The organism is Veillonella parvula, assembly GCF_018366295.1.
In the GTDB taxonomy this organism is placed as follows: Bacteria; Bacillota; Negativicutes; order Veillonellales; family Veillonellaceae; genus Veillonella; species Veillonella parvula_P.
This window is the reverse complement of record NZ_JAGZIJ010000012.1, coordinates 24505-35957: the sequence shown is the minus strand read 5'-3', so window position 1 is coordinate 35957 and position 11453 is coordinate 24505. Positions and strand designations below refer to the sequence as shown.

The following is an 11453-nucleotide window of genomic DNA, read 5'->3' as shown; positions in this document are numbered from 1 at the left end:
GTATATTAATTTGTATATTATTTTGTATGTTGTTTTGGAGCTACTGTATTAGCAACGATTGCTTTCGCCATGTCGCGAGTTATAGGGCGTTCGAAATACATCCCATGAGTTTGGCCGTCTTTGGTCCAACCTATGAGATATACCATTTTATTGCCACCTTTGAAAATAACCTTTGTGCCGTTTACTTTTTCATTAGCTGTTACACGAAAATCGCTATAATCGCCGCTAATATCTTCTTTTATTTCATTAGATACGCGATACACGATGCGTTTGCCTGCAGCTTGATTACGAGTAGCATCTTCACCAGGTTGGTAAACATAAACCACTTGCAATACATCCTTATCAATAGTGCTTACAGATTCAATGTTATAACCTACAGGCAATACCTTAGGCATTTGAGGTGTAATGTTCATATATTTAGCCGCTTCATCTACAGTAGAAAACTCATGAAACGGGCTTGACATGCCAACCATTGGCGCTTCTTGTTGAGCTACCACAGATTTAGGTTGATTTGGTTTTACATCAACAGTACCTTGAGCACCCGCAACAGTATAAGAACCTACACAAGCACAGGCAACTGCCATCAAGACAAATTTTTTAACCATGGGTATAATCTCCCTTCGCTCAACACGAAAATTATTAAAAACACATTTATTTTGTATGTGATTTTTCCTCAACAATATTACGAATTATAGCCTTCGCCATATCTCGCGTAATGGGATGCTGAAACTCTAAAGAGTGATTCTGCCCATCTTTCATCCACGATGCAAGATAGACCTTTTTCTTACTGCCTTTGAAAGTAACCTTTGTACCGTCTACACGTTCAGTTTCTATTACCTTATGAATTCTATGGTCGCCACTAATATCACCAGCTAACTTAGATGAGCGATATATAATAAGTGCACCGCTAGCTTTGTTGTAATGTGGCTTCGCGCCAGGTCCATAGACATAAACAACTTGTAATATATCTTTCTCTAAGGTTATGACAGATTGAATATTAAAGCCTACAGGTAACAACTTTGGCATCTGTGGTGTTATATTCATATACTCCGCTGCTTGTTGAACTGTGGTGAACACATGTACCGGACTCGGCATAATAACATTTGGTTCTGCCGCTTCAACTGATATGCCACCAATCATAGGCATAGACTCGCCTTTATTAGCCGGCGCTTCGGCACTAACAATGTTATATAAACCAATAAATGCACATACAAAAGTAGCCAATAAAAATATCTTTATCTTTAGTTCCATACAACAATCTCCGCGCAATGAATTTGATGAAATTATATTTATCAAAACTCACGCAGCAATTATACTCTAAATGATATAAAATTTCAAGTAACTATTTCTTATGCACCATAAACCCAGCTGCTTGTTGATTTGCCATGATTGTGACATCGGAAATTTGCAAGCGTTTAGGTTGGTTTGTTACGTATAGTACAACGTCCGCCACATCTTCAGGTTGGATTGCATCGATGCCGGCGTAGACGGCTTTAGCTTTTTCCGCATCACCGTGAAAGCGAACTTCACTAAACGGAGTCTCTACGATACCTGGTTGAATGGTTGTAACCTTAATATCCGTTGCAATCGTATCCATGCGAATACCATCGCTCAACATCTTAACGGCCGCCTTTGTAGCGCAGTAAACAGCGCCACCAGGATATGCGTATATACCAGCAGTAGAGCCCATATTCACAATATGGCCTGCGTTTTTATCAATCATATAAGGTAGTATAGCCTTTGTTACATATAAAAGGCCTTTCACATTCGTATCGATCATAGTCACCGCATCATCGACAGCACTATCTTGGAAAGGATCCAAACCTTGCGCAAGGCCTGCGTTATTTACGAGGACATCAACACCACCAAACGCTTCAATTGCTGCTGGAACCTTGCTTTCAACATCCTCACGACTACGCACATCAAGCACCAAAGTCTCAACACGCACGCCATATTCCTTAGACAAACGAGCCTGTACCTCAGCCAACACCTCAGCACGGCGGCCGGAAATCAAAACATTATCGCCATACTTTGCATACGCCTCGGCAATACAAAGACCAATACCAGACGTTGCACCAGTAACAAAAACATTACGAGCCATAAGAACCTCCTTATCAATCCGAACTATATCTATAGCCTAATTATACCACTTTAATATGTAATGGACTCTAGGCCGCTACGCATGCCACGCTCTCCCACTCCCCAAAATGACATATTGACGCATTTGAAGGCAAAACGCATAGAAATGAAAAAGGATTACCGTTCTGGAAGCGACTTAGGTCACTACGGAGTCTTTCGGAACGGTAATCCTTTGTAATCAGTTATATAGTTTTATTTCAAATGCGCCAACATATCATTTAACACTTCCATGCAATCCCCCACTATCCCATAGTTAGCGTGTTGGAAGATTTCTGCATTTGGATCGTTGTTGATAGCCACGATTGTGTCAGCACCGGAGATACCGCTCACGTGTTGAATAGCACCGGAGATACCGAATGCCAAGTATAATTTAGGGCTTACAGTTTTACCTGTTTGGCCTACTTGGTATGGTAATTCGATCCAGCCCTTTTCAACGAGGGGGCGTGTAGCACCTACAACACCGCCGATAGCATCGGCAAGTTCGTAGAGCTTATCGAAGTTTTCTTTGGAACCCATGCCTCGACCGCCGGCCACGATGATATCCGCTTCTTGGATGTTGTAACCATCTTTGCTAAACGGAATGAAGTCGAGACGCTTCATGCGAATGTCTTCAGGGTTAAGGTCGAATGGTTCAATTTGAATGCGACCCCAGCTATCTGCGATGCGGTCCGGCTTTTTAAATACATTAGGACGGACAGAGCCCATTTGTGGACGATGATTTGGAGAAATAATTTCAGCTAAAATATTGCCACCCAAGGCAGGGCGTGTCCATTCTACAAGGCCTTCTGTAGTATCTACCGTCAAAATGGTACAGTCAGCTACGACACCATTTTTCATGCGACCTGACATACGAGGTGCCAAGTCACGGCCATTGTTTGTAGCGCCAATCAAAAGGATATTAGGCTTATGGTCTTCAAAGAAATCTGTCAAAACCTTTGTATAGCCGTCTGTTGTATAGTATTTCAAAAGAGGGCTTTCAAAAACGTGAACAATATCCGCACCATGTGCCACCAGTTCCTCCGCCTCGGATTGAACATTCTCACCAAGAAGCATAACTTGAACGAGTTGGCCCAATTCCTTAGCGATTCGACGAGCTTGACCGATAAGTTCGTACGTAACCGGATGCACTACGTCATCGATGGTATCGGCTACGACAAAGACATCTCTATATTCATCAAAATTTGTCACTCCCATTATCGATCACCTCCTTTGGAACCTTCTTCACCTTTAACGGCCGCTAAAACCTTAAACTCACTAGAGGATACACTTTCAACAGTGGCAGCCCGCTGCACAGGATCTTTTACATCCACGCCCTCATCGTTGTTATCTACAGGCTCTTCAACCGATTCTTCGCTCGGCACCAACAGATGAGAAAACTTTTCTGGCTTGATATTATAAGCCAATTCAAGGATTTTCTTAGCGCCTTCGTCCACGGATGAAAGCATCTCTACCTTTCCCCGAAGCGGTGGTTGGTATACCTTGCGCACACGTGTAGGAGAGCCATTAAGCCCAATACGGCTTTCATCAATATGTGGCATATCTCGCAATGTAATATGCGTAATCGTATATCGTTTAGCGTAAATCGAGCTCCAAAGACCAGGTTGACGAGGCTCATTGAGTTCAGCAGTAGCCGTTACCAATAGTGGTAAAGGAACTTCCACAATTTCGTAACCATTTTCATGTTCTCGTTTTACAATCGCTTTTTGAGCTGCTTGGTCTACAGATAATTCACAAGCATAGGTAGCTTGCGCCATGCCTAGTTCCTCCGCAATTTGAGGGCCTACTTGCGCTGTATCTCCATCGATAGCCTGCTTGCCGCAGAAAATCATTTGGAACTCGCGATTCATGGTACGTTGAATATGACGAATGGCAGAGGCAATCGTATAGCTTGTAGCCAATGTATCAGCACCACCAAAAGCACGGTCTGTAATGAGCACCGCATCATCTGCACCGAGGGATAAACACTCGCGAAGTGCCGCCTCGGCTTGAGGAGGCCCCATAGTGACAACGGTTACACGACTACCTTCATATTGGTCTTTTACCGCAAGAGCTGCCTCTAACGCATGCATATCGTAAGGGTTTACAATACTAGGCAGACCTGTGCGGATGAGATTATTCGTTTCCGGATCCAGCTTAATCTCAGATGTATCTGGAACCTGTTTGATACATACTAATAACTCCATACACTCACCCCTGTCTAAATTCTACGCCCTTAGCGTTACGTGGATATTTCCAAGTTTTTACGATTGTTTCGCCACAAAGAACACGGCAGGTGCCGCACTCAAGACACCCAGCGAAATCAAAGGCTAAATCGCCATTTTCTTGTAATGTATATAGACCGGCAGGACAGCCGTTTACGAGTTTCATTTTCTCTTCCAAGCTAAAGCCGGCGCCATCCACAATGATATGAGGAGACGTTTCATCTACATAATATTTATTGGCGCCCAAGCGCTCTTCTAATTTCATAGGGAACGCACCCCTTTCCAAGCATCACGAATCAAGGTAACTAAACCAACGTCACTTACACTACCCATCAATTTCTTCATCATTGGGACTGCACCATCACCATTTACAGTGAATACATCGCGCATCACATGATTCACAAGAGATGGATACTCTTTGAATATGCGAGGGTTTGATGCGAGGAAGGCAGGCATATTTTTATAAAGCTTCATATCCTTATATAACCAAGAATTCTTGATTTGACGTTCATACAATTTAGCAACGCGCTCCATGTTTTCATCGCGCAATGCTACATTAACCGCATCGGCTGCACACATGCCAGATTCAATGGCAAGGTCCATCCCACGAATGGTATACCCAAGATTCATACACATGCGCGCCGCATCACCGACGATAACATACCCATTGCCGCCCAATGTAGGGAGAGCTTTAAATCCGCCTTCTGGTACGAGATGCGCACTATGTTCCTTCAATTGACCATTTTTTAATAATGGCGCAATTCTTGGATGATTGGTGAAAGCTAACAACATGTCATCTACAGATTTATTGGCTTTGCCGATATCTTCAAGGCCTACAACCATACCTACAGAAAGGCTGTCTTTATTCGTATAAATAAAGCCACCACCCAATAAACCATCGGTCATATCACCCAAAGTAAGCCACGCCATCCCCTCATCACCAGATAGCATGAGGCGATTTTCAAGATCTTCTTTTTTGAGTTTATATACCTCTTTCACCCCTACAGCCATTGTTCTTGGATCTGTAGGGCCTGTAAGACCAGCTTGTTCCAATAATAATGTATTAGAACCTTCTGCGATGACAACTAGTTTTGCATATACTTCGTCATCGTGACAGCGTACCCCTATTACACGGCGATGTTTTCCTTCACCTTCGGTAATAAGCTCAGTTACCTGTACATTAGATACGAGAAGAGCACCTTTTTTCTCCGCCTCTTCTGCTAACCATTTATCAAATTTAGCACGCAATACTACGTAGGATTCTTCATTAGGTTCACCATCTTGGTAACTGTACTCGATAGTGGTCATTTCATTGCCTGTACCAATAGAAATGCGCTCTTTTGTCACCTTTCGTTCCAACGGCGCACGGTCTCTAAAGACCGGTACAAGACGCTCCAAAGAATGTGTGTAGATGCGTCCCCCCATCATATTTTTAGCACCTGGTGCGGTGCCGCGTTCGATAAGTAAAACTTTTACCCTCTGCTCCGCTAAGCGTAATGCTGCCGCAGAACCCGCTGGCCCTGCGCCAACAACGATAACATCAAATGTTTCATTGCGATCAATTGCCATATACTCAGCTCCTTTAAATGAAAGCTTAGACTTACATAAGTTCATATAGTATATATATTTCTCTATTTAGAACCAAAATACCTTTAAAAATTATCACAGAAAGATGAATATATTCTATATTTTTCAGAAATATATTATAAAAGTCTATACATGTTGTATATATACTCATTATATATTAATACTAATGTATACTTTCTGTTCTAGATAAGTGCAATAAAATTCATCAATTCGTGAATTTTATAAGTAAGTCTAGCTTTCACGGTAAAAGTAGCGTATGATAAAGGTAGCAAAAACCCTATACGGAGCAAGACGCGTATAATACGACCGCATAATGCAAGTCCACGGTCAAGGTTGGGAACTCGTTATTTTTTAATTAAGAGGAGGCCCTATGGACCCGTTAAAAATCTTGAAAGCATTATCAAATCCGCATCGGTTAGATATTATATTGTGGCTAAAACGCCCAGAGAAAGAATTCGGTGTACAAGTACACTCTAACACTCTTATCGATTTCCCTCATAGTGTGAGCGTTAAGAGTATCCAAAAGCGCTGCGGTGTATCGCAATCTTCTATTTCTACATTTATGAGCATCTTAGAGAATGCTGAACTTGTAGAATCGCGTAAAATCGACCAATATACCTATTTCCGTCGCAACGAAGAGGTTATTCACGAATTTGGCGAATGGTACAACAAAGAAGTATCCATACAATCTGACGAAATTGACAAATTATTAGAAACGGTTATCTTAGAAGACACTTCATATCCATCAATTGATGAAAGCTCCATACCTAGCGAGCAACTGGCAGTCGAAATACGTACTAAGGGACCGCAGCATGATGAAGAAAGTAAATAAAAGCCCTTCCCTACTTACCATATCTAGGGAAAAACGAAAAGAGCTATAATATTCAAAATTATAGCTCTTTTTTATGTGATACTATACCACTTATAGTATATATACAACTCATAACTTAAAAAGAGTGCCTTCCCATTTGGGAGGGCACTCTTTACTTTTATACATTTCGTTGTGCTTCGTAAGCTCTGAATAATTTAGATAATAATTCAGGAGCCAATCGCAATAGCTCTGGGTTTTCACAGAAAGACACACGCAATTGTGTTTTACCAGGGTTATTATCGCCATTTTTACCGCTATAGAAGCCATTGAGCGGCGCCATGAGGAGTGTATATTCCTTGCCATCATCAAGGCTTACTGCACCGTGTTCGGCACACCAAGAAGCAAATTCTACACCATCAAAGCCAGGTTTTGCAACCTTTCTCACGTCGATTACAAAGTAAATAGACGCTTCAGGGCGAGACACGATAAAGTCCGGTTCTGCCTCTTTAAAACCTTTGTGGAGTTCAAAGATCATTTGACGATAGTAGTCGCGTTGTTGCTCATACCAGTTGTGCAATTGCGCGTAGGACTCATGCTTCAAGGCGCCAAAGATATATTGGCCCAATGTATTAGCGCTGAGGTTTGCCGTATACTCCGCAACGGATTTTTCATAACATAATTTATTATCTGTAATGATGGCTCCAATGCGAAGTCCGCACGCATTCCAAACCTTACTAGCCGTTTCAAGGCTGATGCGGCGACCTTCGATGCCAGGCACATCTTTATCGGTTAAGGCCCAAATGCTAGATGTTTCTTTCCCTTTTTCATAAGCCAATTCACGGTACGCTTCGTCAGAGATGATCCACAAATTATGTTTAACGCACAATTTTGTATATTCAATGAGCGTTTCTTTGCTAAACAATTGACCTGTAGGATTATCATAAGGAATGATAAGCAACGCTCCAGGTTTTGTCTCGATAATGCGTTGTTCAACAGTCTCTACAGAGGGCAATTCGAACTCACCATTTTCATTGAGTTCCCGTTCTACAGTAACCGTTTTACGACCAATGCGAAGACCTACTGCATCATAGTTTGTATAAGAAGGATTGAACATCAAAAGAGGACGTTCTTCTTCACCAGCACCACCACATACGCCGAGCATGATGATTTCCATCGCCATGGATGCACCGTCTGTTACAAGTACATCAAGCCCTGTTGTATCAAAGCCTTGGCTGCGCAAAATGTGGAGGAATGCTTCTCGACACTCATCAGTGCCCGTAGTTGGTACATATGGCACAATCCCATTATGGAACGGGCTATTGACACCGCCCAAATCAAACAACCTACGCTGCATGGCGGGATGCATAGGACGCATTACATTGCCAATAGAACCATTCACCAAGATAGGCGGGTTCTTACGTTCCAAGAATTTAATTTGTCCTAGGCGAATGCCAGACGGCTTCCGAGCCATCATATACGGCGATAATTCTGGTTGTTTCATTTCGATCCAACTCCTCTAAAAATCAACCTTCTCCATTGGAAGGTTTTGATAACTGTGAAAGTAACAAAACACTTACTATACAAGCAAATATACAAGTACATCACAAAACATAAACTATGAATACCTATAGATAGATACATAATATTATAGAGCTTTTACTATAGAAAATCTATAGTTTTATAACATATGCTTATTTACCTATACTTAATTTATCGATTATTGAAAATAACTCTCATGGTATTTAGTGCGGTCTCAATATACCATCAAAAACTATAATAAAAATGAAAGAGCCCCTCGAGAGGCTCTTTCACCATGATATAGATTACTTTTTGAAGCTAAACAAATAACTACGACGTAATTGTCAATTATTAGTATAGCTTTATAATCGAACCATTGCAGTAGTTATATCTATTAGATAGTCACTTCTACACCTAGACGGAAGTTGCGACCTTGACCTGGCCACCAGTCACCAGGGTTGCCCCAACGAACGCTAGATTGTTCCGCATAGTATGTATCAAAGATATTATTGATACGACCAAATACAGTAACATTTTCGCGTACCCGATAGTTAGCGCTGATATCAGCCAACCAGTATGTTTTACGTGGGAATACATTATCTGCTGTACCAGGACGATTGATAATACCACGAATATCCAAATGAGCATCCCATTTAGCATCGTTGTAATCAAGGCCTGCGTTAACAGCATGTTTTGGTACATATCCATCACGGTTTGCTTTGCGAGTTGGTGTTGCATCGATATGAGTATACGTATAGCCAAGACGTGCGGACAAGTGATTAGTCAATTGTTTACGCACATCCGCATTGATGCCACGAGCTTTTTCAGTGTCAAAATTGCGATATTGACCTGTGAAGTTTGCCGGATCAGTCATAACCCAACCAATCTTATCCTTTGTACTACGGCTGAAGAAGCTGAGATTACCATTCCAAGTTTTACCGAATTTATGGTGCACACCTAAATCAAATTCATGACCTGTTTCAGGTTTCAAGTTGCGGTTGCCATTGAAACCATCAAATAATTGGTATGGTGTAGGTGCCAAGAAGTACTCTTTATACGCAGCATACACATTTGTCTTCTCATTTACATCATAGCCGAGGCTGATGGATGGAGATGTATGTGTACCGAAAGCAGAATGGTGGTCAACGCGGATACCAGGCGTTACAGTCCACTTAGGAGCAAATTTCCATTCATCTTGAATAAAGTAAGATGCATTCGTAAGCTTCACGCCGCCCATGTTAACCACTTTATCTTGACGCCAGTCGAAGCCGCCTACTACAGTATGGTCTTTCGCTTTATACGTAATTTGATCCCCAATACCACGAGTCTTCACATCTGTTAAGTACCCATCGTATGTTGTTTTATAGTGATTGTTCATCAAGTATAATTGATGGCTCCAACGATTGCTGATTTTATTGTTCCAAATCGCGCGCAAGGAGTCATTCGCTTCATTACCATAACGAATGTGATTAAGGGCACCCAAATGGTCGGAGTACATTACATCACCACGATATGTGTCGTAAGCTATTTTTACATCGTTCTTATCATTGATTGTATTGCCCACCATGAAAGATGCAGTATGGCTGTTGCCATGTTGAGGAATGCGCACGCCATGACCATCTTTGTAGGAGCCAATGATATCTTTTTGTACGCCTACACGCCAGTACCAATCTTTTTTGCTACCTTCGTTTGTAATAGCGTATTGTTCTAAATCATTGCTGCCTCCCATCACACGAAGTTTAGTTTGTACCCCTTGCTCAGGTTTTGCAGTGATTACGTTTACTACACCACCGATGGCACCGGAACCATACAATGTAGAGCCTGCACCACGTTGGACTTCAATGCGGTCAATGCTAGACATATCTTTCAAAATAGTCATCGGCGGATTCACACCTGCTGCGCCCATATTGATGCCATCTACCAAATACAATACTTGGTCAGACCCATTGATGCGGAATGCATTGGAGTTCGTGTAACCTACGCCACCACCATACGTATTAATATCTACGCCCGGTACGATGTTCAAGGCTTCATTCATATTCGTAGCATGGCGCTCACGAATATCGTCACCTGTTACTACGCCTACACTTGCTGGCACTTCTGAAAGTTGTTGTTCACTACGAGTTGCGGTAACAACAATGGTATGCGCTTCTTTCGCATCACCAGCTTCAACAGCTAATACATTAGGAGCACTTAAAGTGCTACCAAATACGAGGGCTAATCCTACGTACATGGATAATCGTTGCATTCTTGATACTTTCATAAAAACCTCCACACACACTAAATTACTTGCTATATATATTTTGTGCCATAGAAACCATTGCGCGGGTCATAAATTGGGAATAAGTCATGACCTGCGATGAATCTACGAAGAACACACGGCGATTGGCGATGGCCTTAACCCCTTGCAAAGCAGGATCAGAATAGAGTTGTTCTGCCGTTGCTGGCGTAGTACCATCAGAAGTATAGGCCACCGATGGGATGATAATAATATCCGGATTCGCTTTAATTAAATCCTCTCGCGTCCCATTATCAAAAGGTCCTAAGCCTAATTGAGCCGCCGCATTGGTAACCTTCAGATATTTAGTCATATCATCAAAGGTTGATCCCTTGCCGCCGGTTAAACCAAATTGCGTATAAAATGCCACTACAGGGCGTTCACCGGTATGTTTATTTGCTAATTCTTCGACAGTTTTCAAATCTGCATCCATACTAGCAATCATCTTTTCATCAGAAGCATGTAAAAGTCCAGCAATTTCATGGATAACTGCTTTTGCTTCCTCTACCGTAGTCGGAGTCTTATAGACGTAAACAGGAATTTGCATATTTCGCATTTCCCCAATCGCATCTGGAGACATCCAGTTTGGAACTAACACTAAATCAGGTTGTACAGATAGCATGGATTCAGCAGTTGCTTTCACATGTTTCTCAACCTTGGCAGACTCGTCAGGCACATTGTTAGGTACCGTGCCAACAGCTGCCACTCGGCTCGGATCAACCAAAGATAACACGATATCCTCTGTGCTCGCAGCGACGGGAACGATGCGCTTCGGCTCGTTAGGCACCGTAACGGCTACCCCTGTACCATCCGTAACTTGATGTGTGGTGCCCGTAGTCCCCGTCTGCGTAGGACCACAGCCGACCACCAGAAGTACCATCATTAATATGGTACATATAATAGATATTCTTTGTTTCAT

At 42.2% G+C, this 11453-nt stretch carries 11 protein-coding genes; 1 reads left to right on the top strand and 10 read right to left on the bottom strand.

The features are described from left to right. Window positions 1-17: 17 nt before the first annotated feature. The 7 genes from KHY58_RS09325 to KHY58_RS09295 form a co-directional block, all read right to left on the bottom strand. Window positions 18-605: a hypothetical protein gene (locus KHY58_RS09325; RefSeq protein WP_278473193.1), complete on the bottom strand. Its 588-nt coding sequence runs from the start codon at window positions 603-605 to the stop codon at window positions 18-20. A gap of 46 nt (window positions 606-651) precedes the next feature. Beyond that, a complete protein-coding gene (locus KHY58_RS09320; protein WP_278473191.1) occupies window positions 652-1251 on the bottom strand; it encodes a hypothetical protein in 600 nt (199 codons plus the stop codon). Between the two features lie 91 nt (window positions 1252-1342). Further along, a complete protein-coding gene (locus tag KHY58_RS09315; protein WP_278473190.1) occupies window positions 1343-2101 on the bottom strand; it encodes an SDR family NAD(P)-dependent oxidoreductase in 759 nt (252 codons plus the stop codon). 230 nt (window positions 2102-2331) lie between these two features. Continuing rightward, window positions 2332-3333 carry an electron transfer flavoprotein subunit alpha/FixB family protein gene (locus KHY58_RS09310; protein ID WP_012863686.1) on the bottom strand — a complete coding sequence of 334 codons (1002 nt, stop codon included), beginning with the start codon at window positions 3331-3333 and terminating at the stop codon, window positions 2332-2334. Beyond that, window positions 3333-4322: an electron transfer flavoprotein subunit beta/FixA family protein gene (locus KHY58_RS09305; RefSeq protein WP_278473189.1), complete on the bottom strand. Its 990-nt coding sequence runs from the start codon at window positions 4320-4322 to the stop codon at window positions 3333-3335. The genes KHY58_RS09310 and KHY58_RS09305 overlap by 1 nt, the downstream gene beginning before the upstream one ends. A gap of 4 nt (window positions 4323-4326) precedes the next feature. After that, the gene (locus KHY58_RS09300) at window positions 4327-4605 is read right to left on the bottom strand and encodes a ferredoxin family protein (RefSeq protein WP_004694335.1); all 279 of its coding nucleotides are present in this window, start codon (window positions 4603-4605) and stop codon (window positions 4327-4329) included. After that, complete coding sequence (locus KHY58_RS09295) at window positions 4602-5909, bottom strand: FAD-dependent oxidoreductase (RefSeq protein WP_278473187.1); 1308 nt, start codon at window positions 5907-5909, stop codon at window positions 4602-4604. The genes KHY58_RS09300 and KHY58_RS09295 overlap by 4 nt, the downstream gene beginning before the upstream one ends. Before the next feature lie 388 nt (window positions 5910-6297). Here KHY58_RS09295 and KHY58_RS09290 point away from each other — a divergent pair, with 388 nt between their 5' ends. Continuing rightward, window positions 6298-6759 carry an ArsR/SmtB family transcription factor gene (locus tag KHY58_RS09290; RefSeq protein ID WP_118091140.1) on the top strand — a complete coding sequence of 154 codons (462 nt, stop codon included), beginning with the start codon at window positions 6298-6300 and terminating at the stop codon, window positions 6757-6759. 157 nt (window positions 6760-6916) lie between these two features. On the opposite strand, the gene KHY58_RS09285 is transcribed toward KHY58_RS09290, so the two are convergent. The 3 genes from KHY58_RS09285 to KHY58_RS09275 all read right to left on the bottom strand — a co-directional run bounded on the left by KHY58_RS09285 (window position 6917) and on the right by KHY58_RS09275 (window position 11453). Next, window positions 6917-8239 carry a pyridoxal phosphate-dependent aminotransferase gene (locus tag KHY58_RS09285; RefSeq protein WP_120056167.1) on the bottom strand — a complete coding sequence of 441 codons (1323 nt, stop codon included), beginning with the start codon at window positions 8237-8239 and terminating at the stop codon, window positions 6917-6919. 411 nt (window positions 8240-8650) lie between these two features. Continuing rightward, window positions 8651-10519 (bottom strand): TonB-dependent receptor plug domain-containing protein, encoded by a 1869-nt coding sequence (locus tag KHY58_RS09280; RefSeq protein ID WP_004697789.1) that lies wholly within the window; start codon window positions 10517-10519, stop codon window positions 8651-8653. 22 nt (window positions 10520-10541) lie between these two features. Beyond that, window positions 10542-11453 (bottom strand): ABC transporter substrate-binding protein, encoded by a 912-nt coding sequence (locus KHY58_RS09275; protein ID WP_004697851.1) that lies wholly within the window; start codon window positions 11451-11453, stop codon window positions 10542-10544.